The organism is Actinomadura harenae (assembly GCF_003696215.1).
In the GTDB taxonomy this organism is placed as follows: Bacteria; Actinomycetota; Actinomycetes; order Streptosporangiales; family Streptosporangiaceae; genus Spirillospora; species Spirillospora harenae.
Window position 1 is genome coordinate 63,365 of record NZ_RFFG01000019.1, and the last position, 26,158, is coordinate 89,522.

Below are 26,158 nucleotides of genomic sequence, written 5' to 3' on the forward strand. Positions count from 1 at the left end.
CCTGGTGGCGGTTGTCCGAACGCAGGGTGCCGTTACCGCCATGTCCCTACTGAGGGTGCGTCCGCAACGAAAACGGGTCGGTCAGGCGGGGACGGGGCCGCCGTCGGATTCGCCCTTTCGGTTGGGGTCGTCCTCGAGGTACTCGTCCTCGGGCCAGAGGTCGTTGGCGAGCCAGGCGAGGTACTCCTCGTCGCCGGGCGGGAGCTCGGCGGTCATGGACTCCGGGTACGGGGGAGGGGGCTCGGGGGTGCGCGTGGGCATGGCGCGGAGGAGGCGCGGCAGGCACAGAGTGGCGAAAAGGCCGGCGAGCATGGCAAGGACCAGAGCTGCGATCAACCCCTGCCGTCCTTCCGTGCGTAAGGAGCAAAACAGTTGAACGCTACTAGAGGCATCTATCGGACGTCGGGGCGACATGCCGCGTGTGTGGGAGGGATCTTGCGAAGTTTCACCGGAGTTGGACCATGCCTCGGCCCCCGGCCGGAGCCGGGGGCCGAAACGGGGGTCACGCGGGGACGGCCTCTTCGAGTTCCTGTTCGAGGTCCTCGCGGGCGAGGGCGGGAGCGGGCCGCGGACGTCGGGCGCGGGACTCGTGGTATGCGGCGAGGCAGATGAGGACGACGCCCGCGAGCAGCCAGAGGCCGAGCGTGAGCAGGTGCCCGCCGAGCGCGTGCCCGTCGAAGTAGACGAGGCTGCGGACGCCCTCGACGAAGCCCGCGCCCGTCCAGAAGGAGTGGAGTGAGGCGAAGAAGCCGTTCTGGAGTTCGGGGCGGAAGACGCCGCCGGCGGTGGTGAAGTTCAGCATCACGAACAGGACCATCATCGCCAGCATCGTGAAGCGCTTGAGGAAGGTGTGCAGGCCGACGCCGATCAGCAGGATGCCGGTGGTGTAGACGGCGGCCATCCCGAACAGCGCGGGCAGGTCGTGGTCGACGAGGTGGAAGACCGGTCCGGCGAGCAGGGTGCCGATGGCGCTGACGACCAGGCCCGTCCCGACGGCGATCAGGGCGCGCAGCCGCATGGGGAGGGGAGCGCCCGCGCCGCCGATCGCGGCGACCGAGGTGTACGAGCCGATGCTCAGCGCGACGAGCAGGAAGAACAGGCCCTGTGCGGTCGGGTCGCCCTTGGCCGGTGGCGCGACGTCGGTGACCTTGAGCGGCGCGTGCTGTGCGGACGCGACGTCGGTGAACACCTTCTGGACGACGGTCGCGGTGGTGTCGGAGCCCGCCGAGGCGACCAGCAACTCCGGGGAGGCGCCCGGCGCGTACGCGCCGAAGATCTTCTGGTCCTGGAGCTGGGAGACGGCGGTGTCGCGGGTCGGGACGGTCCGGACGTCGAGGGCGTCGGCGGCCTTGTCCTTGAGCGTCTGCGCGAGGACCTGGGTCCGCGGGCCGCTGCCGACGATCGCGACCCGGAGGTCGTGCGGCTCCGGCTGGTGGAACGCGCCGAGGTAGGCCAGGCCCATCCCGACGCACATCAGCAGCGGGACGATCAGGTGGCCGAAGAGGTGGCGCAGGGTGGCTCGCGTGTCGCCGGAGCTCGTCATGGTCCTCCCATCCAGGTGAGTTGTAAAATACAACTGCGTATAGTTGTACTATACAACCATGGATGCGGTGACGGAACGTGATGACGAGCACACCCGCGACGAGGCCCTGGAGAAGATCCGCTGGGAGCTGACCGCGCTGGCCCGCCGCGCGCGGGCGATCGCGGGACGCGCCCATCCGGACCTGTCCCTGGTCTCCTACAGCCTGCTCAGCCACCTGGACGAGACCGGCGGATGCCGCGCGGTCGACCTCGCCGACTACTTCCTGCTCGACAAGTCCACGGTCAGCCGGCAGATCGCGGCGCTCGAGCGCCTCGGGCTGGTCGAGCGGCACGCCGGCTCCGCGCACGCGCGCGGGCAGCGCCTCGCGCCGACCGAGGCGGGACGCGAACTGCTGGACGAGGCCGTCCGCCGCCGCCACGGGGCGATCACCGAACGCCTCCGGGACTGGTCGGACGACGATCTGGCCAGGTTCGCCGGATATCTGATCCGCTACAACGCCGCCGAGGAGTGACGGGGGCAGAATCGGTGCATGGGCGAAGCCGTCACGTACTGCCGGATCTGTGAGCCGCTCTGCGGGCTGACGGCGACCGTCGAGGACGGCGTGGTGGCCGCGATCCGCGCCGACCGGGCGCATCCGCTGTCGCGCGGGTTCGCGTGCCCGAAGGGCATCGCGATGACCGAGGTGCAGAACGATCCGGACCGGGTCGTCCGGCCGCTCCGGCGCAGGGCGGACGGCACCTTCGAGCCCGTGACCTGGGACGACGCCCTCGGGGACATCGCCTGGAGGCTGAACGCCCTGCGCCGCGAGCACGGCGGCGACTCGATCGGCTGGTATTTCGGCAACCCGGCCACGTTCTCCTACACGCACCCGTTGTGGCTGAACGGCTTCATGCGCGCGCTCGGCTCGCCGCATCTGTACTCGGCCGGTTCGCAGGACACGAACAGCCGGTTCGCCGCGAGTGCCCTGCTCTATGGCTCGCCGCACCTCGTTCCGCTGCCCGATATCGAGCGGACCGATTTCCTGCTGATGCTCGGCGCGAACCCCCTCGTCTCGCACGGGAGCCTGGTCAGCGCGCCGCGCATCCGGGAGAGCCTGAAGGGGATCGTCGAACGGGGCGGACGCGTCGTCGTCGGCGATCCGCGCCGCACTGAGACCGCGCGGGCCTTCGAGCACCTGCCGATCGCTCCGGACGGCGACGCCTGGCTGCTGCTCTCCCTGCTCAACGTGCTCTTCCACGACGGCCTCGCCGATATCGACAGCTGCGTCCGGCAGGCGCGGGGACTGGCGACGCTCCGCGGTCTCGTCCGCGACTTCCCGCCCGAGCGGACGGCCCCGCACAGCGGTGTCGCGCCGGACGCGGCGAGAGGGCTGGCCCACGATCTCGCCTCCGCCCCCCACGCCGTCGTCTATGGACGGACCGGAACGTGCCTCGGCACGCACGCCACGCTCGTGGCCTTCCTCATCGACGCGGTCAACGCCGTGACCGGCAACCTCGACCGTCCGGGCGGCGCGGTCTTCGGCGAGTCGCCGCTGCCGGTGGACGAGATCGTCAAACTTTCCGGCCTCGGCACGTACGGGCGGACGCACTCCCGGATCGGCGGCTTCCCGGACGTCCTCGGCACCTTCCCCGCCGGGATCATGGCCGACGAGATCACCACGCCCGGCCCGGGACGGATGCGCGCGCTGATCGTCTCGGCGGGCAACCCCGTGCTGTCCGTTCCGGGCGCGACCGCGCTCGACGCCGCCCTCGACGAGCTCGACCTCCTGGTCTGCATCGACCTGTACGTCGGTGAGACCGGGCGCAAGGCGGACTACGTGCTGCCCGCGACCACCTTCCTCGAACGCGAGGACTTCCCGCTGCCCTTCCTGCAGAACCACCTGACGCCCTACGTCACCTGGACCGAGGCCGTCGTCCCGCCCCGCGGCGAGGCCCGCCAGGAGTGGGAGGTGATCGATGAACTTGCCACACGGATGGGCATCGGCGTCGGAGCGTTCGGTCCGCAGCGGCTCGCACACCGCCTGGGCCTGCGTCCGTCCCCTCGCCTGATGGTGGACGCGCTGCTGCGGTCGGGCCCGCGCGGTGACCGCTTCGGCCTGCGGCCGGGCGGGCTCAGCCTCCGGAAACTCCGGAAGAACCCGCACGGGATCGTCCTCGCCGACCATCAGCCGACCGGACGTCTGCGCCGCCGCATCACCCACCCCGACCGGCGCGTCCAGCTGGCCCCGGACGAGATCGCCGCCGAGATCAGGCGCCTCCAGGAGGCTCCCCGAGCACCCGCCGACCTGCCACTTCGCCTGATCGGCCTCCGCGAACCGCGCTCGCACAACTCATGGATGCACAACGCGCCGTCCCTCATGCGCGCGCGTAGGCAGACCGCGCGGCTGAACCCGCGGGACGCCGCGCGCCACGGCCTCGAAGACGGGGCGCTCTGTGAGATCACGTCCGCGCACGGGACGATCCGCCTCCCGGTCACGATTACGGACGAGATCACGCCCGGTGTCGTGGCCGTCCCGCACGGGTGGGGGCACGAGGGCGGCGGATGGCGCGTCGCGAACGCGAACGGCGGCGTGAACGTCAACGTCCTCGCCTCACCGGAGCCGGACGACCTGGAGAGGCTCGCCGGGATGGCCCGCCTGAACGGCATCCCGGTGAAGGTGGGGCCCGTGATGCGGGAATCGAACACGGAGGACATCGGGTCACGATCGGGACGCCCGGTTACGGACACAGGGAATTGCTGATCGTCAGAAGCCGAAACCGGCCTTCTTGGTTAACTCTTTACCTTCATGTATTGATCGCTCAGGAAAGCGGGTCCGAGTCGTTCTCGACGTCGAGACCGACGACCGAGGCGCACCCCGTGCAGATCCACTCGGCCACCACCGCCTCGGGTTCGCTGCCCAGTCCGAGGGCGCGGTACGGCTGGTTGACCTGGCGGCGGCGCATGCCGTGGCCGCAGGACGAGTGCAGCAGCCGTCCGCAGCGCGGGCACGGCCACACGTCCTCCCGGCGCAGCCGGCAGCTCGGGCAGTGCGGGACCTCGGTGAGGTCGAGCAGTCCGAGCTCGTGCCGCCACTGCTGTTCCAGGTCGAGGTAGTCGTCGGCCGGCCAGTGGTGGTCGGCGAGCCAGGCGAGGTACTCCTCCGCGGCCGGCTCCAGCTCGGCGGTCAGGGACTCCGGATGTCCGCCCGAGGTCGTCTCGTCGGTCTGACCGGCCGCGACGGCGGGGCGCGGACGGGGCGCCGCGCGCCGCACCGCGGCCAGCAGTGCCAGCAGGCCGGCGATCACGATCACGGCCAAGACCATCGCGGAATCCTTTCATGATCGTGCTGCGGGGAAGTCGGATCATGAATTCACTTCACAAAGCCGAGCGAACGCTATCGGAAAGAGTCTTATCGGAAAAGTCGATCTCCCGTCCGAGAGAATTCCGATCATGAAACGGTGATGTCCGAAACTGGTTCAAACCGGGTCCAAAAATCCATCATCCATCAATCGGGACACCACGCTTCGCGCACGCCCCGTGACCTCCCGCCCGCGGCCCGTTCCACGCGGAAGGTGGGGTTCTCCGCAGGTCCCGCCCTCCGGACAACCGGAGGGGAGTGGGCGGTGGACCTCATGGTGCGCCGGAACCGTTGTTCCTAGCGTGGCGATCATGATGGAAACGACGACGGGATGGGCCGTGGCCGCCGCGGGCGACGGCGGGATCACCGGCTGGGCCACCGACCTGATGGAACGCCTCGGCGCCCCCGGCGCGGGCATCGCGATCGCCCTGGAGAACCTCTTCCCGCCGCTGCCCAGCGAGGTGATCCTTCCGCTGGCCGGGTTCACCGCCGCGCGCGGCGACATGAACCTCGTCGCGGCGCTGGTCTGGACGACGATCGGGTCGGTCGTCGGCGCCCTGGCGCTCTACGGCATCGGCGGCGCGATCGGCCGCGACCGGGTCCGGGCCATCGCGTCCTGGCTGCCCCTGGTCAAGGTGGAGGACCTCGACCGCACCGAGGCGTGGTTCGTCCGGCACGGCACGAAGGCGGTGTTCTTCGGCCGGATGATCCCGATCTTCCGCAGCCTCATCTCCGTCCCCGCCGGGGTGGAGCAGATGCCGCTCGCGCCCTTCCTCCTCCTGACCACGCTCGGCAGCGCGCTCTGGAACACCCTGTTCGTCATGGCCGGGTACTGGCTCGGCGACAACTGGCACGTGGTCCAGGAGTACGTCGGCGTCTACAGCAAGGCCGTCCTGGTGGTGGTCGTGCTCGCCGCCGTGGCGTTCCTGGCCGTCCGGATCATCCGGAACCGCCGCGCCCGCACGACCGACCTCGACGCCACCGTCACCCGCCCCGACCTCCCCCTCCCGCCCCACGGCCGTCACCCTCACCATGGGCAACACCGCAGGGACGCCGGATACGGTCGGACCTCGCCCCAACACGATCTCCCACCGTCCCGCCGAACCTGAGGAACCCCCATCCCCTCCCACCGACGACGCACCAGAAGGCCCGAGGAATGACAGGCTGGCGAGACACCGGACGGACGCTGGGCCGAACCGTCGCGGGCCTGACGCTCGGGACGGCGACCGCCGTCCTCACCGTCCCCCTGGCGCCCTTCCTCCTCCACGCCGGTCCCGCCCGCGCGATGGCGAAGGTGGAGCGGCGCAGGCTCCTGACCTTCCTCGACGCGGACATCCCACCCGCTGACCAAGACCGGGACCGAGACCGGAACCGCCGCCGCGCGGCGGCCCACCTCCTCGCCCGCGTGCCGATCGGCCTGCTCGGAGGCGTGATCCTGGGGTTGTGCGCGGCGGGCGCCGTGACGGCCGTCCGTGTGGCCGTCGGATGGTGGATCACCGGGCGGAACCTCGACCGCATCCCGCCCTCGCCCGTGATCATCGTGTACTTCGCGCTGGCCGGGGCCGTCCTGGCGTTCCTGGCCGGGCAGGGCCTCGCCGGGGTCGTGGCCGCGGAACGGCGGCTCGCGGCCCGCTTCCTCGGCCCCGACCGCCTGGAGGCGTACCGGCGGCGCGTCGCGGAGCTGGCGGCGAGCCGCGCCGAGGTCGTCGCCGCCGTGGACGACGAGCGCCGCAGGATCGAACGCGACCTGCACGACGGCGTCCAGCAGCGGCTCGTCGCGCTCGGCCTGCTGATCGGACGCGCTCGCCGCGCCGGCGACCCGGACCGCGCCCGCGACCTGCTGCTCCAGGCCCACGACGAGTCGCGCCGCGCGCTGGAGGACCTGCGCGAGACGTCCTGGCGGGTCTTCCCGTCCGCGCTCGACTCCGAGGGCCTCGCCGCGGCGCTGGAGGCGGTCGCCGAGCGCGCCCCGTTCCCGGTGGACGTCGAGGTGGCCCTGGACGCGCCGGGCCGTCCGCCGCGCGAGGTCGAGACGGCCGCGTACTTCGTGGTCTGCGAGGCCGTGACGAACGCGGCGAAGCACGCCGGGGCCTCCCGCGTGACGGTCCGGGTCGCCGGGGACGGCAGAATCCTCGTCGTGAGGATCATCGACGACGGGACGGGCGGCGCCGAGCCGTCCGGCGGCGGCCTGCACGGCCTGGCCCGCCGCGCGGCGGCACTCGACGGGACGTTCACCGTGGTCAGCCCGCCCGGCGGCCCCACCGAGATCACCGCGGAGCTGCCATGCGGGTGATGCTGGCCGAGGACTCCGCGCTCCTCCGCGAGGGCCTCGTCCGCCTGCTCGCGGAGGAGGGCCACGAGGTCGTCGCCGCGGTCGGCGACGCCGAGGCGCTGCTCGCGGCCGTCGCCGACGACCCGCCGGACGTGGTCGTCGTGGACGTCCGCATGCCCCCCACCCACACCGACGAGGGACTGCGCGCCGCGCTCGAACTCCGCAGGACGCGGCCCGAGATCGGCGTTCTCGTCCTGTCGCAGTATGTGGAGCGCAGGTTCGCGACCGAACTGCTCACGTCCAGCGCGAGCGGCGTCGGCTACCTGCTGAAGGATCGCGTGGCGCAGGTGGACGAGTTCCTCGACGCCCTGGACCGCGTGCGCGCGGGAGGCGCGGCCTTCGATCCGGAGGTCGTGCGGCGGCTGCTCGCGGGCGCCGACCGCGAACGCGCCGACCCCCTCGCCACCCTCACCCCGCGCGAGCGGGACGTCCTGGCGGCCATGGCCGAGGGCCTGACGAACGCGACGATCGCCGAGCGCCTGTACGTCTCGCAGAGCGCCGTCGAGAAGCACGCCAATGCGATCTTCGGCAAGCTCGGCCTGGGGGAGTCGTCCGGGTACAGCCGCCGTGTCCTCGCCGTCCTGCGCCACCTCGGAGCCTGACGAGCCCCCGCCATGGCCCGGACACGTCCGCCACCTCCACGGTTCGGCGAGCCCGACGAGCCCGGGCGCGGCCCGGGCACGCCCGAGACCTGGCAGGCTGACGATCACGGATTCCCGGCGCGACCGACGGAGGAGAACGGCATGACGGACAAGCTCGACTGGATCACCGCGACGGAGCGCCCCGACCTGCTGGCCGCCCCCGTCGCCGCGGCCATCGCGGACGTCCAGGGGGCGAAGGTCGCCGAGATCGACCCCGAGCTGGCCGACACCGCCGCCTTCTGCGAGCGGTACGGCGTCGCGATGGAGGCCAGCGCGAACTGCGTGGTCGTCGCGGCCAAGCGGGGCGGCGAGGTGACCTACGCGGCGTGCATGGTCCTCGCCACCGACCGGGCGGACGTGAACGGCGTCGTCCGCAAGCACCTCGGCGCCCGCAAGGCGTCCTTCGCGCCGATGGCCGAGGCGACGTCGCTGACCGGCATGGAGTACGGCGGCATCACCCCGGTCGGGCTGCCCGCGGACTGGCCGATCCTCGTGGACGCCGCCGTCGCCGAGGCCGGGGAGGTCGTGATCGGCGGGGGAGTGCGCGGCTCGAAGCTCCTGCTCCCGGGCAAGTCCCTGGCCGCGCTGCCGGGCGCCGAGGTCCTCCCGCTGGCCCAGTAGGAACCACCGGGGACCAAGGGAAACGACAGGAACCAAGAGAAACCGACAGGAAGCCTTCCAGTCGGAATCGTCCCAGAAGGGAACGTTCCCGCGGCGCCTAACGGCCGGTGTCGCGGAGGTTGTCGGCGACGCGGGTGAGCGCCGTCCCGAGGACGTCGAGCTCCTCGGCGGACAGGACCCCGATCATGTGCCGCCGGACGACGCTCCGGTGCCCCGGGCGCACCCTGGCCAGTCGCTCCTCGCCCTCGGCGGTGAGCTGCGCCCAGACCGCGCGGCGGTCGGTGGGGCAGGGCGTCCGGCGCACCAGCCCGCGCTGCTCGAGCTGCGTGATCTGGTAGGTCAGGCGGCTCTTGGAGATCATCGCGCGGCGGGCGAGGTCGGTCATGCGCAGCCGCCGCTCGTCCGCCTCGCGCAGCGTCACGAGGATCTCGAAGTCGGCGTGGGAGAGCTCGCCGTCCGCCTTGAGCTGCCGCTCGATCTCCTGTTCCAGCAGGTGCGACGCGGCGAGGAAGCTCTTCCAGGCGCGCAGCTCGGCGGCCGCGAGCGGAGCGCCGCCGCCGCTGGACCCGGAGGGGGCGTCGGAGGCGGAGCCGGGGTCCGCGTCGCCGGACGGGCCCGGCTGGTCGGTGCGGTCGGGGTGGAACATGAACCCGATTCTATTCGGTTCAGATTTGAATCATCCCCGCGGGAGTGTTAGTACAGGTTTGAACGATCACGTTCCCCGCCATCACGACCCGCCCGGACACTCCCGTCCGGGCGATCCCCGCGAAGGAGCTCCCGTGTACCTGTCCCGCAGATTCCCCGCGCTGTCCGACGCAGGGCTGCTGCTCGGCCGCCTCGTGCTCGGCGCGGTGTTCATCGCGCACGGCTGGCAGAAGTTCCACAAGTACGGCCACGGCAACGTCACCAAGATGTTCGACGGCATGGGCATCCCGCTGCCGAGCCTGGCCGCGTTCTACGCGACGTGGGTCGAGCTCGCCGGCGGCGTCGCGCTCGTCGTCGGCGTCCTGGTCCCCCTCGTCGGCGTGCTGCTGTTCGCCGACATGGCGGGCGCGCTCTGGTACGCGCACGCCGACCACGGCTTCTTCTCCGAGAAGGGCGGCTACGAGTACGTGCTCGTGCTCGGCGTCCTGTCCCTGCTCGTGGCCTTCGCCGGTCCGGGGCGCCTGTCCCTGGACGCGCTGCTCGGCGGCGGCCTGAGGAGGGAGGCAGTCCACGGCGAACGCCGGGCCGTTGAGGTCTGACCCTTTCAGGGCCGGAACTCGACCGGAACGCCGTCCCCGTGTGAGTGCGGGCGCCCGGGGACGGCGCCGACCGGCGAAGGGGCCCGGATCCGACCGGCGGGGGTCGGGTCCGGGCCCCTCTCATGCCCGCGGCTTTGAGCGACTTCTGCGCCACCTGTCGTGTCGTGCGAAGAATGGCCAGGTAATGACCCGTATGATGCGCTCTTGTGATCATGTGCCCGCGTGACCGGCTCCCGGGCGGGTAGAGCACAGGTGATCATTCGGATCACCGGAAGGGCGGGTCCTGGGGTGTCGCGCGCAAGAGAGTTCGTCGTGGTGGCCAACCGCCTGCCCGTGGACCGGGTCGTCGGCGCGGACGGCTCGCCGTCCTGGCGGCGCAGCCCCGGTGGGCTGGTCAGCGCCATCGCGCCGCTGATGCGCCGCCGGCACGGCACCTGGATCGGCTGGTCCGGCGCACCCGACGAGCGGCTCGAGCCGTTCCGCGAGGACGGCATGTCACTCGTCCCCGTCCACCAGTCCTCCGAGGACGTCGAGCTCTACTACGAGGGCTTCTCCAACGCCACCCTGTGGCCGCTCTACCACGACGTCGTCGCCCCGCCCGTCTACGACCGGGCCATGTGGGACGCCTACGTCCGCGTCAACGAACGCTTCGCCGAGGTGACCGCCGAGGTCGCGGGCAAGGGCGCGATGGTCTGGATCCAGGACTACCAGCTCCAGCTCGTGCCCGCCCTGCTCCGCAACCTCCGCCCGGACCTGCGCATCGGCTTCTTCCTGCACATCCCGTTCCCGCCGCTGGAACTGTTCTGGCAGCTGCCGTGGCGCCGCCAGATCCTCGAGGGACTGCTCGGCGCCGACCTGGTCGGCTTCCAGCTTCCCGGCGCGGCGCAGAACTTCGTCCGGCTCTGCCGCCGCCTGCTCGACACCCGCACCGCCAAGCAGGACGTCTTCTGGGACGGCCGCACCGTCCGCGCCCGCGCCTTCCCCATCTCGGTGGACGCCGGGGAACTGGGCCGCCTCATCCACGAGCCGTCCGTCCGCCGCCGCGCCGCCGAGATCCGCGAGGACCTCCGCGACGCCCGCGTGCTGCTCGGCGTCGACCGGCTCGACTACACCAAGGGCATCACCCAGCGCCTGGAGGCCTTCGGCGAGCTGTTCCGCGACGGCGAGCTGCGTCCCGGCGAGGCCACGTTCATCCAGATCGCCACGCCGAGCCGCGAACGCGTCGAGCAGTACCAGCTGCTCCGCGACCAGATCGAGCAGCAGGTCGGGCACATCAACGGCGAGCACGGCGAGCTCGGCACGCCGGTCATCCACTACCTGCACTCGTCGTTCGACCGTGCCGAGCTCGCGGCCCTCTACCTCGCGGCGGACGTCATGGTCGTCACCCCGCTGCGGGACGGCATGAACCTGGTCGCCAAGGAGTACGTCGCCTGCCGTGAGGACCTGCGCGGCGCCCTCGTCCTCAGCGAGTTCGCGGGCGCCGCCGCCGAGCTCAAGCGCGCCTACCAGGTAAACCCGTACGACATCGACGGCCTGAAGAAGTCCCTCCTGGACGCCCTGCGCGACCATCCGGCCGAACAGGGCCGCCGCATGCGCGCGATGCGCCGCCGCGTCCTGGAGCACGACGTGGACCGCTGGGCCCACGACTTCATCGCCGCGCTGGAGGAGCCGACTCCTCCCACCGCCATAGCCCGCGAAGCCGTCTGACCGAATTCACTCCGACCCCGCCCCTCGCCTAAGGGGGGCGGGGTCTTCGCGCACGGAACGAGACCGGCACGGAACCGGCACGAAACCGGTACGCAGAGTCCCTGTGCAAAGCACGACGGGCGTGCCGTCCGAGTGGAAAGACGACACGCCCGTCGCGGGCTTTCTCAGGCCTGCTGACGAGGCCCGGAGAGTCAGGACGCGAGGTTGAAAGCGGCCCAGACGGCCTTGCCTCCGGTGCTGAGCGGCGCCCAGCCCCACGCGTCGCTCAGACCAGCGACGACGAGCAGTCCGCGGCCGTCCTCGCTGAAGAAGTCCTCAGTGCGGGCCAGAGTGGGCCTGCTGCCGCTCGGGTCCGTCACCGTGACGACCAGCCGGCGCGGGTGACCGAGCAGCACCAGCTGTATCGGACGTGACTGAATCTGATTTACGGGCGTCTCAATTCCGTGGCGCAGGGCGTTGGTGACGAGCTCCGAGACGGCCGTCAGGACGTCGGAGCCGTCGCCGGGCAGTCCCCACGCGGCGAGCGTCTCGCGCGCGAACGCACGGGCCGTACGGGGCGCCGTGGCGTCGGCCGACAGGACCTTGCGGGCCGTGCGCGGACTGCCCTCGTGCGGCGTCGGCCAGAGCCCGGCGAAACCGGACGAAATGGTCGGATCGCTATGACTCGACAGCAACGGGGTCGTGTCGCCCGCCGCGGCGCCGTCGGCCGTGGCGGGATCGGGGGAGGCGTACGGGAGCTCCAGGGGCCGCCGGCCCCGCTCGACGGAAGCCGCGAGGTCGTCGGCCTGGTCAACGAACATTGGCAACCCCAGGGGCGTGCGGACGGAACGGGTGCGAGCGTTCGCTATCTTGCTCCTCACGTCGTGCAGATGCAAGACCGTATGCAAGCACGAATGCAAGGCCATACGCACGACCAGATGCACGTGCATTTCGTATCATCGACCTCGGGGCCGGTCCGGTGCCGGGGGTGGGGACAGTGAGGCCCGTCGTCCGGACGGGCCACGACGCCAGCAAGGGGGGGCTCACGATGGACGGCGAGTCAGTGCCGACCGTCATGCGCGAACGGCTCGTGTGGCAGAAGAGCCGCCGTAGCAATCCGAACGGCAACTGCGTGGAACTGGCGGAACTGCCGACGGGGGACATCGCGATCCGCAACTCCCGTGATCCCGAAGGCTCGATCCTCGTGTACACACGCGCGGAGGTAGAGGCGTTCGTCGGCGGGGCCAAGGACGGGGATTTCGACCACATGCTGGTCTGAGCGCCGGGCCGCGTTCCGACCCGCACGAACGGGAAGCGGCCCGACGTCACCGGCTCGACCCGGCAGTGGAACCGGGGCGAACCAGCCGTCCGAACCGGGTCTGGTTCTGGCCTGCCGGAACCGGCCCTACTCGGCGGCGAGAATGGGCCCCTTCCGGTAGCCCGAAACAGGTCCGATTCGACGATCCGAAACTGGCGGCCGCCGTCCGGCGGACCGCATCCGGCCGCACGAGGACCCGAGAACCCGCTCCCGGCCGCCGCGCGGGCGGCCTACCGAATCTCATTCCATCCGGGGTTCGGGGCGGGTAGCGTGCGATCCCATGCACCTGGGGCAGATCGCCGCGCAGACGCCCGACAAGCCCGCCGTGATCATGGCGGGTTCCGGCCGGGTCCTCACCTTCCGGGAGCTGGACGAGGAGTCCAACCGCCTGGCCCGGCTGCTGGCCGCCGCAGGGCTGCGCCCCGGCGACCACATCGCCTTCATGCTGGAGAACCATCCGCTGTTCCTCGCGGTCGCGTGGGCGGCGCAGCGTTCCGGCCTCTACTACACCGCCGTCGGCTCCCGGCTCCAGCCCGACGAACTCGCCTACATCGTCGGCAACTGCGAGGCGAAGGCGTTCATCACCAGCGCCGCCCTCGCCGACCGCGTCGCCGCCGTCCCGCCCGAGCGGATCCCGAACGTCACGCTGAGACTGATGCTGGACGGCACCGCCCCCGGCTACGACTCCTATGAGGAACGCGTCGCCGAGCAGGCGCCGACTCCGCTGCCGGACGAGGTCGAGGGCGCGGACATGCTCTACTCGTCCGGTACCACGGGACGTCCCAAGGGCGTCAGGACGCCGCTCACGCTCGCACCGGCCGGGACGCCCTCCGGGCTGTTCCGGCTGATCAACCTGCTGTTCCAGCCGGACGGCGACTCGGTGTACCTGTCGCCGGCGCCGCTGTACCACGCGGCACCACTGCGCTACAGCCTGAACTTCCATCGCTGTGGTTCGACCGTCGTGGTGATGGAGAAGTTCGATCCCGAGGCTGCCCTCGCGGCGATCGAGCGGTACGGCGTCACGCACAGCCAGTGGGTGCCGACGATGTTCATCCGGATGCTGAGACTGCCCGACGCGGTCCGGGCGCGGTACGACCTGTCGTCGCTGAGGCACGCCGTCCACGCCGCGGCGCCCTGCCCGATCCCCGTCAAGGAACGGATGCTCGACTGGTGGGGCCCGATCCTGCACGAGTACTACGCCGGGACGGAGGGCAACTGCTTCGTCTACGCCAGTCCGTCGGACTGGCTCGCCCACAAGGGCACCGTCGGCCGTCCCCTGCTCGGGCAGGTGCACGTGTGCGACGAGGACGGCAACGAACTTCCCCCTGGTCAGGACGGCACGCTCTACTTCGGCGGCGGCGCGTCGTTCGAGTACCACGGCGACCCGGACAAGACCGCCGCCTCCCGCGACCCGCACGGCCACGGCTGGACGACCCTGGGCGACGTCGGCCATGTCGACGAGGACGGGTTCCTGTACCTCACCGACCGCCGCTCGTACATGATCATCAGCGGCGGGGTGAACATCTACCCGCAGGAGGCGGAGAACGTCCTCGCCGTCCACCCGGAGGTGGCGGACGTCGCCGTCATCGGCGTCCCGGACGAGGAGATGGGCGAGGCCGTCAAGGCGGTCGTCCAGCCCGCGGACCCGGACCGCGCCGGGCCCGGGCTGGAGGACGAGCTCATCGCCCACTGCCGTGACCGCCTGGCCCATTACAAGTGCCCGCGCTCGATCGACTTCCGCGCCGAACTGCCTCGTCATCCCACCGGGAAACTCTTCAAGCGCCTGCTGAGGGACGAGTACTGGAAGGGGCACGGCCCGCCCGGAGCCTCCTGACGCGGTGGCGATCGCGCGGAGGTCCGGCCGATGCGTGGCGGATCGCTCGGGGCTAAAGAGTGTGCGGTGGGCTCGGAGGCGCGTACACGATCACCTCATGTCCTATGAGATCACTGCACGACACGTGGAGATCGAGGTCGGCGGGTCCGGCCGGATGACGGCCTACCTGGCTCGTCCGGACGACGCGGAGACGCGTCCGGTCGTGCTCGTCGGCTCCGAGTTGTGGGGGCTGACCGGAGCGGTGCGCGACATCGTCCGCAAGGTCGCGGAGCTCGGCTACGTCGCGATCGCTCCTGACGTCTACCACCGCTTCGGCACCGAGGGCGCGTCCGGGATGGAGGAGAACGACGCGAACCGGCAGCGCGGCTTCGAGATGATCGGGCGGCTCACGCGGAAGGACGTCACGGCCGACTTCACCGCCGCGCTGTCGCACGCGCGGACGGAGGCCGGCGGTGGGTCCAAGGCCGGTGCGCTGGGCTTCAGCCTGGGCGGGCACCTCGCCTTCTTCGCGGCCGGACGGCTGGGTCTGACGGCAGCCGCGATCTACTACCCGGGGTGGCTGCCGGTCGCCGGAACCGCGTTGAGCCGTCCCGAACCACTGCTGGAACTCGTCGCACAGGAGGTCTCCGACGGCGGCGGGAGCCGGATGCTGCTGTTCTGGGCGGAGCTCGACCACATCATCGACGCCGGCCAGCGGCGGCGCATCGACGAGGTGCTCACGGAGGCCGGCGCCGAGCACGAGTCGGTCGTCTACCCCGGCGCCAGGCACGCGTTCTTCTTCCCCGGCCGTGAGACGTACGACAAGGACGCCGCCGAAGACTCGTGGGCGCGTGTCCGGGACTTCTTCGCCGCCGAGTTGGCCTGATCCCTCTCCTGCCGCGCGCCGGCGCTTGAGGTGGTTTGCCGGTTGCGACGCTCGGGGCGTGCGCCCGGGGTGTTCGTGCGGTGCGCGAGGGGATGGGGTGGGAATGCGGGACGCCCCGGCGTCCGGCCTTCGAGGGGCCGGGCGCCGGGGCGTCCGAGTGACGGGAGACCCGTCAGTGCATCGGCATCGGAGCCTCAGCGGTCGTGCTGTCGGGCTTGCGGCGCGGCAGGAACAGCGCCGGCACGAAGGCGAGGACCAGGAGCGCCGCCGACCACCAGTAGGTGGTCTGGAAGGCGTCCGCCATCTTGTGCGGGACCTGCGCCAGGACCTCCTTGGGGAGCTTCGCCATCGCCGCGGCCTGCTGGGCCTGGTCGCCACCCGAGGGGAGACCGCGGTCCTTCAGCTGGGTGGCGAGCAGGACCGCGATGAACGCGGTGCCGATCGAGCCGGCGACCTGCTGGATGATGTTCAGCGCGGTGCTCGCCCGCGGGACCTCCGCGTGCTGCAGCGTCTGCATCGCGGCGGACATGGTCGGCATCATCGTCATGCCCATGCCCATGCCCATCAGGAACAGCGCGCCGCCGAGCCCCCAGAACGAGGAGTCGACGCTGATCTGGCTGGCGAACGCCGCCACACCCACGATCACGGTGGTCAGGCCGACCAGGACGACCTTGCCCGGGCCGAGCTTGTCGGTCAGCTTGCCGCCGATCGGCATGGTGATCATCGCACCGAAGCCCTGCGGGGCCAGCAGCAGGCCGGCGTGCAGCGCGTTCTGGCCGCGGATCGACTGGTAGTACAGCGGCAGGATCAGCATCGCGCCGAAGAACGCGCAGGCGAACAGCACCATCGTGCCGGCCGCGGCCGCCACCGAGCGGCGCTTGAACAGGCGCAGGTCGATCAGCGGGGCGGCGTTCCGCTTGCTCAGCGCGTGGGCGCCGAACAGCAGGACCAGGATGGCGCCGCCGACCGTGGTGGCCAGCACGTCCGGACGGGTGAAGTCGTTCTTCTCCGCGCCGGTCGCGAGACCGTAGATCAGCGCCGCGAGACCCGGCGACAGCAGGACCAGGCCGAGGATGTCGAGCTTCTCGCCCTTGCCCGGCTGGTCCTTCTTCAGGATGCGGGCCGCGAGGTACACGGCCACGGCGCCGATCGGCACGTTGATGTAGAAGATCCAGCGCCAGGACACGTCGTCGACCAGGTAGCCGCCGAGGATCGGGCCGAGGATCGGGCCGAGCAGCATCGGGATGCCGACGATGCTCATGACCTGGCCGACCCGCTGCGGGCCGGCGGCCTGGGTCAGGATCGTCATGCCGGCGGGCATGATCATGCCGCCGCCGAGCCCCTGGAGCACGCGGAACGCGATCAGGGACGGCGCGTCCCACGCGGTGCCCGCGAGCGCGGAACCCGCGACGAACAGGACGATCGAGATGATGTAGAGCCGCTTGGTGCCGAACCGCGACGCGGCCCAGCCGGTGACCGGGATGACCGTGGCGAGCGCCAGCGTGTAGCCGGTCGCCACCCACTGGATCGTCGCCAGGTCGGTCTTGAAGTCCTCGGAGAGATGACGAAGTGCGACGTTGACGACGGTCACGTCCAGGATGGACATGATCGCGCCCAGCACGACGACCATGGCCACCGCGAGCACGCCTCGATCGAGACCTCCGCTCGAGGCGCCCGCCTCAGGAGGGCCGTCCGTCGTCTGGGGAGACGCGGGAGCGGTCAAGAGAATCATCCAATCGTTGGGCCCGCGCGCACGGGCGGCGTGAACGGACACGGGGTGGTCCGGGGGATCGACCGCGCCAAAATAGTGCAGTCACTGACACTTTCGCGAACCATTTAACCCGGCAGGTTCCCGGAGTATTCCAGCGACGTACGACACTTCTGACAGGTCACGACGTCCTCCGACCTCAGGGCGGGTCGAGAGGAGTGTGACCTTCGCTACACCGCACCCTCACTCTGCCGCGAGGGTGCGCGCGTGCTCACAGCCCGTGATGTTCCGGTCTCTCCTGAAACATCCGTCGCTTCCGGACCACTACCCGGTGATCGACGATCAGAGAGGAGCCCGGCCGATGAGGCGATGGGCCAGGGGTGCGGTCGCACTCGTGTTGGGGGCGGCGATCGTGCCGCCCGGTGGAGGGACGCCGGCGTTCGCCGGGGAGACCGCGGGACCAGGAGGGCGGGACGCCGTCCTGACGCTGGTGACGGGCGACCGCGTGCACGTGGTGACCGGTTCGGACGGGGAGCGGCTCGTCCGGGTGGAGGCGGGTGAGGGGCGGAGGAACATCGCCTTCTACCGGAAGGCCCGGGCGGGGGAGCTGTCGGTCATCCCGGCCGACGTCGCTCCGCTGGTCATGGCGGGCCGGGTCGACCCCGCGCTGTTCAACGTGACCCGGCTGCTGAAGGAGGGATACGGGGACTCGGCCAGGAAGGACGTCCCGCTGATCGTCGGCGGGACGCCCAAGACCCGGGCCGTGGCCCCCGCGGGCGCGCGCGACGTCCGGCCACTGGCGGCACTGAACGGGACGGCGATCACCGCGCGGAAGGACCAGGCGGCGTCGGTATGGCAGTCCCTGACAGGCGGTAAGCGGACGCTCGCCCCCGGGATCGCCCATGTGTGGCTGGACGGCAAGGTGCACGCGACGCTCGACAAGAGCGTCCCGCGGATCGGCGCGCCGGCGGCATGGAAGGCCGGGTTCACCGGCAAGAACGTGACGGTGGGCATCCTGGACACCGGCATCGACGCCACCCATCCGGACCTGGCCGGTTCCGTGGTGGCGGAGCGCGACTTCACCGGCTCCGGGAACGTCCGTGACGGCAACGGGCACGGAACGCACGTGGCCTCGATCATCACCGGGGACGGCGTCGCCGACACCAAGTACCGGGGCGTCGCGCCGGATGCCCGGCTCGTCGTGGGCAAGGTGCTGGACGAGAACGCCTCGGGCAGCTTCTCGAACCTCATCGCGGGCATGGACTGGATCTCCCAGCAGCACGTCCGCGTGGTGAACATGAGCGTCGGCGGATACGTCCCCAGCGACGGCACCGACCCGCTGTCGGCGGCGGCGGACGAGCTCACGGCCGGCACCGGCACGCTGTTCGTCGTCGGGGCCGGGAACGACGGAGCGGACCACGCGGTTCTGGCTCCCGGGATCGCCGCGTCGGCGCTGACCGTCGGAGCCGCGGACGCCGACGACGCCGTCGCCGACTTCTCGAGCCGGGGGCCGCGCATCGGCGACGGCGCGATCAAGCCCGACGTGATCGCTCCGGGCGTCGGCATCACCGCGGCGCGGGCGGCGGGCACCTCGCTCGGTGAGCCCGTGGACGACCACTACACGAAGCTGAGCGGCACCTCGATGGCCGCCCCGCACGCGGCGGGGGCCGCCGCCCTCCTGGTCCAGGAGCACCCCGGATGGACGGCCGCCCAGATCAAGGCCGCGCTGATGGGGACGGCCAAGCCGAAGGACGGCGTCTCGGCGTTCGCCCAGGGGACGGGCCGGATCGACGTCGGCCGGGCCTCGGCGGCCAAGGTCTTCGCCGACCAGGGCAGCCTCTCGTTCGACCTGACGGGGGCGGCCTCGACCCAGCGCGTCCGGTTCCGCAACGAGGGTGACGCGCCCGTGCGGCTGGACCTGGCGCTGAAGGTCACCGGCCCGGACGGCGCGGACGCGCCCTCCGGCATGTTCGGCGTCAGCCCCGCCGTGCTGGACGTCCCCGCCGGCGGCAGCGCCGAGGCCACGGTCTCGGTCGACCCCGCGAAGGGAGCCCTGGGCCGGTACAGCGGCGGCCTGACGGCCACGCGCGGAAGCGAAGAGGCGGTGCACCTGGCCGTCGGCGGCGTCCGGCAGGCCCCGGCGCACGAGATCCGGCTGACCGGGATCGACCGCAACGGGAACCCGGCGGGGACGAGCATGGAGACCCTGCCGTGGATGTCCCTGACCAACCTGGCCACGAGTGAACTGGTCGACAACTACTACAGCGGTAACGGTGTGGTGGCGCGGGTGCCCGCCGGGCGGTACTCGGTGCAGGCCGTGGTCCCCACCGGGCAGGAGGACTACGCGTTGTTCGTCTACCCCGAGGTGGTCGTGGGCGACCGCGACGTGGCGATCACCGCCGACGCCCGCCAGGCCAGGCGGGTCGCGGTCCGGGTGGACAGTAAGACAGCCGTGCGCGCCGGCACCGACGAGATCGGCGTCACCGAGACGGTGGCGGGCTTCCAGCAGTCGTTCGGAGTGGGCGTCGAGGGCACGTCCGGCCTCTCCGCCATGCCCACCAAGGAGGTCGCCGGACGCCAGTACGGCTTCTACCAGGTGGCGAACCTGGTCGAGCCCAACGGGCCCCGGGCCTACCACCTGCAGCGCCTCGTCGATCACCGGATCCCGGGCGACCTGGAGTACCAGGTCGCGGACGCGCAGCTCGCGGCGGTCGAGTCGACGTACCACTCCGACCGTCCGCTCACCGGCCTGCGCACGACCTTCGCGAAGGTCCCGGGCGTCATCTTCGGGGCGGGGTACAGCACCTACTCCGTTCCCATGCCCGGCCGGAGGGTCGAGCTCTACACCGCGTCCCCCGGCTTGCGCTGGGGCCGCTACCTGGAGGCGACGGCGAACGACGGAGGCCCCTTCGAAGTCGGGACCAGACCGTCCACGGACAGGCCGGGGCGCACGACCTATCACTGGAACATCGCCGCGCTGGGCTCGGTCGGTGGTGGAATCCGCAAGTTCAAGAACAGCCCGATGGCATTCTCGGCATACCCCTTCGTCTCGTCCGACGGCAGGGATGCGCAGAGCAGCCCGCTGACCGCGAAGACCGAGGTGTGGCGCAACGGCGAACTGCTGGGAGCGCAGGACTCCACGGCCGCCTGGGTGACCACGCCGCCGGGTGAGGGGCGCTACACCGTCCGCTCGACCGCGGATCGCAACGCCTCCTGGACGAGCCTCGGCACCCACTCCGAGACCGAGTGGACCTTCCCCTACACCCCGACCATGGCGGCCATGGAGGAACCGCCCATGTTCGCCGTCCGTACCGAGGGGGCCTTCAACCGGAACAACCGCGCCCCGGCCGGAACTCCGTTCAACCTGGCCTTGCGCATCACGCCCGGTCCCCTGAACGCACCCACCTCGCCGCCGCGTCTCACCCACGCCACCGTCGAGGCGTCCTATGACGACGGCAAGACATGGCAGCCCGCCAAAGTGACGCCGACCGGCGACGACCGCTGGAAGGCGTCCCTGACCCACCCGTCCAACGCGGGCGGCTACGTCTCGCTTCGCATCAACGTCTCCAACGACGAGGGAACCTCCCTGAAGCAGACCGTCATCCGCGCCTACGGCCTCAGCTGACGTCCGCGGACCATTTCTTCAGGCGGCGTCCCAGGCGCTCGCCGCCGATCACCGGCTGGCCTTCGGAGATGTAGACGGTCAGTGCCCGGCACGATGCGAAAGGGGTGAGGTCGAGGGCCTTACCGGAACTGCGGTTGAAATAGACCGTGCGAAGCCGCGGGAGGGAGGCGAGCGGAGTGAGATCCCCGAGGTCGGGGCAATTGCGAAGCCAGAGGTTCTTGAGGTGCGAGAGTTCATGCGTCCAGGCGAACTCGGCGACGCTCGTCCCCTCCATGCTCAAGGTGACCAGGCTGGTGAAAGTGCCGATGTGGCCGAAATCGCGCAGCCGGTGGCAGTTGTCGAGGGTGAGGGTTCGGAGAGGAAGTCCGGTGAGGAAGCCCAGGTCTTCCAGCCATGCGGAGTCGCTCAGATCCAGGGTTATCAGGTGGTGGGCCTCGGCGACGGCGAAGCGGACCACGTTCTCGGACGCGGCTCCGGTCAGCCCGAGGTGTGAGAGCTCGGTGAGTGGAGGCAGTTGCTCGGTGCGTTCAAGGAATCGGGCGTCGTTGAGGACGAGCGAGGTCAGGTGCTTGTAGCTCTGTAGCCGCGAGTAGTCGGTGAGGGATTTGCAGTTCCAGAGGTGAAGGCGCTTGAGCGCCGGCATCTTCTGAAGGAGAACGAGTGATTCCACGGGAAGATCCGCGCCCAGGGTGAAGCCTTCGAGGTGTGGCATGGCGAGGAGGCGCGCGGGGTCGACCTTCTCCATTGACGGGCCGTAGATCTGAAGGTCGGTGAGTGTGGAGCTGTGGTGCTGAAGGAGGTCGAGCTCGGCGGAGTCCTGAACGTAGACGTTCAGTTGCTCGCGGGGTGGGAGACCGTGGAGTGCTTCCAACTGTCCACGCGTGTCGACTCGTATCCGCACGTCTTGTGGAATGAACCGCACCACGCGGTCGGCGTACTCCGAGTCGTCGAAGTAACCCCAGGCCTCGGTCAGCCCGGCCGTCACCTCGAACCGGGTGTCGGTGGCGTAGCCGCCGAGGAGGCGTAGTGCTCCGGGGCCGTTGATCAGCCAGGCGGTCTTGATCGTCGCCTGCGCGACCGTGGGGGACAGGTTCTCGACGGAGTCGGGGAGGGCGTCCAGGACGGGTTCGCCGGCGGTGGCGAGGGAGCGGGCGGCGGCTTCGTCTCGGGGCGGGACGAGTTCCTTCAGGCAGCGGTCGAAGGCGGGGCGCAGGTCGGGCGGGACGGCGGGGAGGGTCTCCAGGCAGGAGACCAGGAGGAGTTTCAGGCGCCGGGCTCGGCGGGGTTCGGTGTCGATGCGGGTGAGCAGGCCGGTGACGAGGTCGCGGCGGAGGGGTTCGTTGGCGTGGCCCGCGGCCATGATGACGGTCTCGCGCCACTGGTCGCGGTGGGCCTCGCGGACGAGCAGGTCGATGTCGCCGATGTCGGCCGCGTGCTGCGCGGTCAGGTACTCCTGGACGGTCCGGTGGACGAAGTCGATGCGGCCCGGGACGGGCTCGCGGAGCACGCCGCTGCGCTGGAGGAGCGCGTCCAGGACGTCGGCGGCGTTCGCCCCGACCTTGGGCATCGCGGCCAGGCGGTCGGCGATGAGGCGTTCGACCATCGGTTTCGGGAGTTCCACGCGGTTGCTGGTGGACAGGCTCCAGGCCAGGTCGCGCAGGATGCGGATCTTCTGGTCCTTCTCCAGGGCGACGGCCTGGGCGCTCGGGACGCCTCGTTTGGCGTCGCGGGTCTCCAGGAGGAGGTCCAGTGCGGCCGAGTACAGGCCCATGCGGTCGCGGGGGAGGGATTCGCGGTCCAGGTTCAGGGCGCAGAGCATGGCGGCCAGGAGGGGTGTGGACGCCAGGGTGCGCAGGTGCGGGGCCGCTTCGAAACGTGCCAGGAGGCGGGACTCGTAGCCGGGGAGGCGTTCGGGTTCGCAGGGGAGGTCGTCGCAGTCGCGGACGGCCGAGTGCCAGTGGTTGATGAGTTCGCGCAGGTCGGCGGGGCCGAGCTGTTCGAGGAAGGCGGTGCCGAAGCCTTCGGCGCGAAGCCAGTCGGCGGCCGCGGCGGCGGGACGCGAGGTGACGATGACGCGGACGCCGGGGAAGTCGTTCGCCAGGCGGCCGACCCATTCGCGGACGGCCTGGCGCTGCGAAGTGGTCACCTCGTCCACGCCGTCCACGAGGACGAGGGCACGGCCGGACGACAGGACGCGGTGGACCCAGCCGCGCGGCATGAGGCCGGCGAGGTTCCCGGCCGTGTCGTCCAGGAACTCTTCGGGGGAGGGGAGTCTTCCGCCCGCGTGGCTGCGGAGCTTGATGAGGAAGGGGACGAGGCCGCGCCATTCGGCGAGCTCGTCCGAGAAGGATCCGCGGGCGGCTGCTATGGCGAGCCATCGGAGCAGGGTGCTTTTGCCGCCTCCCGCTTCCGCGCGCACGAGGAGGAGGCGGTGGTCCTTGAGGGCGGTCTCGATGCGGACGGTTCCGCTGGTGCGTTCCTCACGCCATTCGGCGCGCGGGACGGGTTCCTGTCGATGGCGCGCCCTGTCGTGCTCCTGGGAGACGTTCAGGCTGATGTAGGCGACGCTGAGGCTTGTTCTGGGGCGGCTCATCCGTTCGAAGCGGACGCCGAACAGTTCGAGCGTGTCGAGGGTCTCGCTCAGGGACGACAGGTAGCGGCGGGCGAACTCGTCGTCCTCGCCCATTCCCTCGGGAGCGGTCAGGGATCGGGCGGGCATGCGCGCCAGGAGGGTTTCGACCTGTTCGGCCAGGCCGGAGAGCCGGGAGAGTGTCTCGGCGGAGGCGCGGGGCGCGAACTGGGGGAGGTGGGTGAGGACGCGGGCCAGGCAGTCGCAGCATTCGTCCAGCACCACGTCGTAGAGGCGTCCGCCCGCGTCGCCGAGCTGGAAGGACGCCTCGCGGGCGGGGAGCGTGCGCCGCAGGCGGCGGGCCAGTTTGACCGGGTCGGCGTCGTCCGCCATCAGGGCCGTGTCGGACAGGTCGGCTTTGTCCAGAGTGAGGACGACCTGGGCCAGCACCGCCTCGCGGTCGCCGTCGGTGAGGCCGCGGTACTCGGCGCGGCAGAACTTCAGCAGGCGGTCGGCGACGGCGGTCGCGATGTCCTCGAACTGCGAGACGGCCTTGCGGCGCCTCAGCTCGTCCGCGTAGCCGACCTTGATGAGGTCGACCAGGTCGGACGAGCGGTCGAGACGGGACGTCCGGCCGGAGAGCACACGGCCGAGGACGAGTTTCGCTACGGACTTGCCGACGCCCACGGCGGCCAACTCGACGGACATTCGATCAGTATCGCCCGCCGAGTTGGGCCGATGTTGGGTGTTTCGTGCCTCAGAAGGAGGCGGGCAGGCCGAGGGCGCGGGCGATGAGCATGCGCTGCACCTCGCTCGTCCCCTCGCCGACCTCGAGGATCTTCGCGTCGCGGTAGAACCGGCCGACGGCGTACTCGTTCATGAAGCCGTAGCCGCCGAAGATCTGCGTGGCGTCGCGGGAGTTGTCCATCGCCGCGTTGGACGCCACGAGCTTGGCGATCGCGGCCTCCTTCTTGAACGGCTCGCCCTTGAGCATCTTGGCCGCGGCCGCGTAGTAGGCGAGGCGCGCGGTGTGCGCGCGCATCTCCATGTCGGCGATCTTGAACTGCATGGCCTGGTAGCGGCCGATCTCGCGGCCGAACGCCTCGCGCTCGCGGACGTAGCGCAGGCACTCGTCCACGCAGCCCTGGGCGAGGCCGACCGACAGCGCGGCGATCGCGATGCGGCCCTCGTCCAGGATGCGGAGGAACTGGGCGTAGCCGCGGCCGCGCTCGCCGACGAGGTTCTCCGCCGGGACGCGGACGTCGTCGAACGACAGCTCGCGCGTGTCCGAGGCGGACCAGCCGACCTTGGAGTACTTGCGGCCGACGGTGAAGCCGGGCGTGCCGTTCGGGACGAGGATCGTGGAGATCTCGTTGTCGCCGGTGTAGGCCGTGACGGTCACGAACGCGGTGATGTCGGTGCCGGAGTTGGTGATGAACGCCTTCGAGCCGTTGATGACCCAGTGGTCACCGTCCAGGCGGGCGGTGGTGCGCATGCCGCCGGGGACGTCCGTGCCGCCGCCGGGCTCGGTCAGGCCGAACGCCGCCAGCCGCTCGGCCGTGGTCAGCCTCGGCAGCCACTCGCGCTTCTGCGCCTCGGAGCCGAACCGGTAGATGGGCATCGCGCCGAGCGAGACGCCGGCCTCCAGCGTGATCGCGACGGACGAGTCGACGCGCGCGAGCTCCTCCAGGGCCAGGCAGAGCGTGAAGTAGTCGCCGCCCATGCCGCCGTACTCCTCCGGGAACGGCAGGCCGAACAGCCCCATCTTGCCCATCCCGTCGACGATCTCGTACGGGAACTCGCCGCGCTCGTACAGGTCGCCGATGACGGGGGCGACGGTCTCGCGGGCGAAGCGCTCGACGGTGCGGCGCAGCTCCTCCTGCTCGTCGGACAGCGTGAAGTCGATCATCGGTTACTCCTTGGGCGCGAGCGCCTGGACGACGCGGGAGGGGGACGGGCGGCCGAGCCGGTCGGCCATCCAGAGACTCGTCTGGGCGAGTTTGCGCACGTCGACGCCGGTCTCGATGCCGAGGCCGTCGAGCATCCAGACCAGGTCCTCGGTGGCGAGGTTGCCGGTGGCGACCTCGGCGAACGGGCAGCCGCCGAGGCCGCCCGCCGACGCGTCCACGACGGTGACCCCGGCGCGGAGCGCGGCGAGCGTGTTCGCCAGGGCCTGCCCGTAGGTGTCGTGGAAGTGGACGGCGATCCGGTCCAGCGGGATCCCGGCGCCGACGACCTCGCCGATCAGCGCCGTGACCTGGCCGGGCGTGCCGACGCCGATGGTGTCGCCGAGGCTCAGCGCGGAGCAGCCGAGGTCCATCAGGCGGCGCGCGACGGACGCGACCTGGGCGAGCGGGACGTCGCCCTCCCACGGGTCGCCGCACACCATCGACACGTAGGCGCGCACCCACAGGCCCTCGTCGCGCGCGCGCCGGACGACCGGCTCGAACATCGCCAGGGACTCGTCGATCGTGCGGTTCAGGTTGCGCTGGGCGAACGTCTCGGTCGCCGACCCGAAGATCGCGATCTCGGTGACGCCGTTGGCCAGGGCCCGGTCGAGCCCGCGCTCGTTCGGCACCAGCACCGGGTACCGGTTGAGCGGGTCGCGGGGCAGCACGCCGAGCAGGTCCTCGGCGTCGGCGAGCTGCGGGATCCACTTGGGGTGGACGAACGAGGTGGTCTCGATCGTGGTCAGCCCGGCGTCGGCGAGCCGGGTGATGAACTCGGCCTTGACGTCGACCGGGACGATCGACTTCTCGTTCTGCAGCCCGTCGCGCGGGCCGACCTCATAGACGGTGACGCGCTCGGGAAGCCTGTCGAGCGGAACGCGCATCT

Annotated in this window: 21 protein-coding genes; 12 read left to right on the forward strand and 9 right to left on the reverse strand. The window is 71.0% G+C overall.

Features of this window, described 5'->3' with window-relative positions; translation table 11 throughout:
* Window positions 1-81 precede the first annotated feature (81 nt).
* Together EBO15_RS13255 and EBO15_RS13260 are read right to left on the reverse strand one after the other, a co-directional pair.
* The gene (locus EBO15_RS13255) at window positions 82-336 is read right to left on the reverse strand and encodes a hypothetical protein (RefSeq protein ID WP_122194666.1); all 255 of its coding nucleotides are present in this window, start codon (window positions 334-336) and stop codon (window positions 82-84) included.
* A 166-nt stretch (window positions 337-502) separates the two neighbouring features.
* Window positions 503-1,543 carry a hypothetical protein gene (locus tag EBO15_RS13260; RefSeq protein WP_122194667.1) on the reverse strand — a complete coding sequence of 347 codons (1,041 nt, stop codon included), beginning with the start codon at window positions 1,541-1,543 and terminating at the stop codon, window positions 503-505.
* A gap of 67 nt (window positions 1,544-1,610) precedes the next feature.
* Here EBO15_RS13260 and EBO15_RS13265 point away from each other — a divergent pair, with 67 nt between their 5' ends.
* Together EBO15_RS13265 and EBO15_RS13270 are read left to right on the forward strand one after the other, a co-directional pair.
* A complete protein-coding gene (locus EBO15_RS13265) occupies window positions 1,611-2,054 on the forward strand; it encodes a MarR family winged helix-turn-helix transcriptional regulator (RefSeq protein WP_199744512.1) in 444 nt (147 codons plus the stop codon).
* A gap of 18 nt (window positions 2,055-2,072) precedes the next feature.
* Window positions 2,073-4,283: a molybdopterin-dependent oxidoreductase gene (locus EBO15_RS13270; RefSeq protein ID WP_122194669.1), complete on the forward strand. Its 2,211-nt coding sequence runs from the start codon at window positions 2,073-2,075 to the stop codon at window positions 4,281-4,283.
* A gap of 58 nt (window positions 4,284-4,341) precedes the next feature.
* Here EBO15_RS13270 and EBO15_RS45240 read toward each other — a convergent pair whose 3' ends face one another.
* A complete protein-coding gene (locus EBO15_RS45240; RefSeq protein WP_199744513.1) occupies window positions 4,342-4,845 on the reverse strand; it encodes a hypothetical protein in 504 nt (167 codons plus the stop codon).
* A gap of 346 nt (window positions 4,846-5,191) precedes the next feature.
* Between EBO15_RS45240 and EBO15_RS13280 the strand changes: the two genes are divergently transcribed.
* The 4 genes from EBO15_RS13280 (at window position 5,192) to EBO15_RS13295 (ending at window position 8,474) form a co-directional block, all read left to right on the forward strand.
* Window positions 5,192-5,989 (forward strand): DedA family protein, encoded by a 798-nt coding sequence (locus tag EBO15_RS13280; RefSeq protein ID WP_233616159.1) that lies wholly within the window; start codon window positions 5,192-5,194, stop codon window positions 5,987-5,989.
* 47 nt (window positions 5,990-6,036) lie between these two features.
* Window positions 6,037-7,173 (forward strand): sensor histidine kinase, encoded by a 1,137-nt coding sequence (locus tag EBO15_RS13285; protein WP_122194670.1) that lies wholly within the window; start codon window positions 6,037-6,039, stop codon window positions 7,171-7,173.
* Window positions 7,164-7,814 (forward strand): response regulator, encoded by a 651-nt coding sequence (locus EBO15_RS13290; RefSeq protein ID WP_122194671.1) that lies wholly within the window; start codon window positions 7,164-7,166, stop codon window positions 7,812-7,814. The genes EBO15_RS13285 and EBO15_RS13290 overlap by 10 nt, the downstream gene beginning before the upstream one ends.
* A 141-nt stretch (window positions 7,815-7,955) precedes the next feature.
* Window positions 7,956-8,474 (forward strand): YbaK/EbsC family protein, encoded by a 519-nt coding sequence (locus EBO15_RS13295; protein WP_122194672.1) that lies wholly within the window; start codon window positions 7,956-7,958, stop codon window positions 8,472-8,474.
* A gap of 97 nt (window positions 8,475-8,571) precedes the next feature.
* Here EBO15_RS13295 and EBO15_RS13300 read toward each other — a convergent pair whose 3' ends face one another.
* Complete coding sequence (locus EBO15_RS13300) at window positions 8,572-9,120, reverse strand: MarR family winged helix-turn-helix transcriptional regulator (protein ID WP_122194673.1); 549 nt, start codon at window positions 9,118-9,120, stop codon at window positions 8,572-8,574.
* Window positions 9,121-9,253: 133 nt separating this feature from the next.
* On the opposite strand from EBO15_RS13300, the gene EBO15_RS13305 reads away from it, so the two are divergent.
* Complete coding sequence (locus EBO15_RS13305) at window positions 9,254-9,718, forward strand: DoxX family protein (RefSeq protein ID WP_233616160.1); 465 nt, start codon at window positions 9,254-9,256, stop codon at window positions 9,716-9,718.
* A gap of 288 nt (window positions 9,719-10,006) precedes the next feature.
* Window positions 10,007-11,425, forward strand: coding sequence for an alpha,alpha-trehalose-phosphate synthase (UDP-forming) (locus EBO15_RS13310; protein WP_122194675.1), 1,419 nt, complete (start codon window positions 10,007-10,009; stop codon window positions 11,423-11,425).
* Between the two features lie 191 nt (window positions 11,426-11,616).
* On the opposite strand, the gene EBO15_RS13315 is transcribed toward EBO15_RS13310, so the two are convergent.
* Window positions 11,617-12,225, reverse strand: a complete 609-nt coding sequence (locus EBO15_RS13315; RefSeq protein WP_122194708.1) for an ATP-binding protein — start codon at window positions 12,223-12,225, stop codon at window positions 11,617-11,619.
* A 227-nt stretch (window positions 12,226-12,452) separates the two neighbouring features.
* On the opposite strand from EBO15_RS13315, the gene EBO15_RS13320 reads away from it, so the two are divergent.
* The 3 genes from EBO15_RS13320 (at window position 12,453) to EBO15_RS13330 (ending at window position 15,421) form a co-directional block, all read left to right on the forward strand.
* Entirely contained in the window at window positions 12,453-12,683 is a 231-nt protein-coding gene (locus tag EBO15_RS13320) for a DUF397 domain-containing protein (protein ID WP_122194709.1), read from the forward strand.
* Window positions 12,684-13,002: 319 nt separating this feature from the next.
* Entirely contained in the window at window positions 13,003-14,556 is a 1,554-nt protein-coding gene (locus EBO15_RS13325; protein WP_122194676.1) for an acyl-CoA synthetase, read from the forward strand.
* 97 nt (window positions 14,557-14,653) lie between these two features.
* A complete protein-coding gene (locus EBO15_RS13330) occupies window positions 14,654-15,421 on the forward strand; it encodes a dienelactone hydrolase family protein (RefSeq protein WP_122194677.1) in 768 nt (255 codons plus the stop codon).
* Between the two features lie 172 nt (window positions 15,422-15,593).
* Here the strand turns inward: EBO15_RS13330 and EBO15_RS13335 are convergent, their stop codons facing one another.
* Complete coding sequence (locus EBO15_RS13335) at window positions 15,594-17,066, reverse strand: DHA2 family efflux MFS transporter permease subunit (protein WP_233616161.1); 1,473 nt, start codon at window positions 17,064-17,066, stop codon at window positions 15,594-15,596.
* A gap of 424 nt (window positions 17,067-17,490) precedes the next feature.
* Here EBO15_RS13335 and EBO15_RS13340 point away from each other — a divergent pair, with 424 nt between their 5' ends.
* A complete protein-coding gene (locus EBO15_RS13340; protein WP_158628215.1) occupies window positions 17,491-20,754 on the forward strand; it encodes a S8 family serine peptidase in 3,264 nt (1,087 codons plus the stop codon).
* Here the strand turns inward: EBO15_RS13340 and EBO15_RS13345 are convergent.
* Genes EBO15_RS13345 through EBO15_RS13355 form a run of 3 tightly spaced genes read right to left on the reverse strand, consistent with a single transcriptional unit; the run spans window position 20,747 to window position 26,156 of the window.
* Window positions 20,747-24,031, reverse strand: a complete 3,285-nt coding sequence (locus EBO15_RS13345; RefSeq protein WP_122194680.1) for an NACHT domain-containing protein — start codon at window positions 24,029-24,031, stop codon at window positions 20,747-20,749. The two genes, EBO15_RS13340 and EBO15_RS13345, sit on opposite strands and share 8 nt — an antisense overlap.
* Window positions 24,032-24,080: 49 nt before the next feature.
* Window positions 24,081-25,232, reverse strand: a complete 1,152-nt coding sequence (locus EBO15_RS13350) for an acyl-CoA dehydrogenase family protein (RefSeq protein ID WP_122194681.1) — start codon at window positions 25,230-25,232, stop codon at window positions 24,081-24,083.
* Window positions 25,233-25,235: 3 nt separating this feature from the next.
* Window positions 25,236-26,156 carry a hydroxymethylglutaryl-CoA lyase gene (locus EBO15_RS13355; RefSeq protein WP_122194682.1) on the reverse strand — a complete coding sequence of 307 codons (921 nt, stop codon included), beginning with the start codon at window positions 26,154-26,156 and terminating at the stop codon, window positions 25,236-25,238.
* Window positions 26,157-26,158: the final 2 nt, after the last annotated feature.

Excerpts from the sequence above, each read along its gene's own strand:
- EBO15_RS13340 (WP_158628215.1), top strand. The coding sequence starts at position 17,491 with ATGAGGCGATGGGCCAGGGGTGCGGTCGCACTCGTGTTGGGGGCGGCG.
- EBO15_RS13330 (WP_122194677.1), top strand. The coding sequence starts at position 14,654 with ATGTCCTATGAGATCACTGCACGACACGTGGAGATCGAGGTCGGCGGG.
- EBO15_RS13270 (WP_122194669.1), top strand. The coding sequence starts at position 2,073 with ATGGGCGAAGCCGTCACGTACTGCCGGATCTGTGAGCCGCTCTGCGGG.
- EBO15_RS13350 (WP_122194681.1), bottom strand. The coding sequence starts at position 25,232 with ATGATCGACTTCACGCTGTCCGACGAGCAGGAGGAGCTGCGCCGCACC.
- EBO15_RS13345 (WP_122194680.1), bottom strand. The coding sequence starts at position 24,031 with ATGTCCGTCGAGTTGGCCGCCGTGGGCGTCGGCAAGTCCGTAGCGAAA.
- EBO15_RS13320 (WP_122194709.1), top strand. The coding sequence starts at position 12,453 with ATGGACGGCGAGTCAGTGCCGACCGTCATGCGCGAACGGCTCGTGTGG.
- EBO15_RS13315 (WP_122194708.1), bottom strand. The coding sequence starts at position 12,225 with ATGTTCGTTGACCAGGCCGACGACCTCGCGGCTTCCGTCGAGCGGGGC.
- EBO15_RS45240 (WP_199744513.1), bottom strand. The coding sequence starts at position 4,845 with ATGGTCTTGGCCGTGATCGTGATCGCCGGCCTGCTGGCACTGCTGGCC.
- EBO15_RS13295 (WP_122194672.1), top strand. The coding sequence starts at position 7,956 with ATGACGGACAAGCTCGACTGGATCACCGCGACGGAGCGCCCCGACCTG.
- EBO15_RS13300 (WP_122194673.1), bottom strand. The coding sequence starts at position 9,120 with ATGTTCCACCCCGACCGCACCGACCAGCCGGGCCCGTCCGGCGACGCG.
- EBO15_RS13285 (WP_122194670.1), top strand. The coding sequence starts at position 6,037 with ATGACAGGCTGGCGAGACACCGGACGGACGCTGGGCCGAACCGTCGCG.
- EBO15_RS13325 (WP_122194676.1), top strand. The coding sequence starts at position 13,003 with ATGCACCTGGGGCAGATCGCCGCGCAGACGCCCGACAAGCCCGCCGTG.
- EBO15_RS13260 (WP_122194667.1), bottom strand. The coding sequence starts at position 1,543 with ATGACGAGCTCCGGCGACACGCGAGCCACCCTGCGCCACCTCTTCGGC.
- EBO15_RS13280 (WP_233616159.1), top strand. The coding sequence starts at position 5,192 with ATGATGGAAACGACGACGGGATGGGCCGTGGCCGCCGCGGGCGACGGC.
- EBO15_RS13355 (WP_122194682.1), bottom strand. The coding sequence starts at position 26,156 with ATGCGCGTTCCGCTCGACAGGCTTCCCGAGCGCGTCACCGTCTATGAG.
- EBO15_RS13290 (WP_122194671.1), top strand. The coding sequence starts at position 7,164 with ATGCGGGTGATGCTGGCCGAGGACTCCGCGCTCCTCCGCGAGGGCCTC.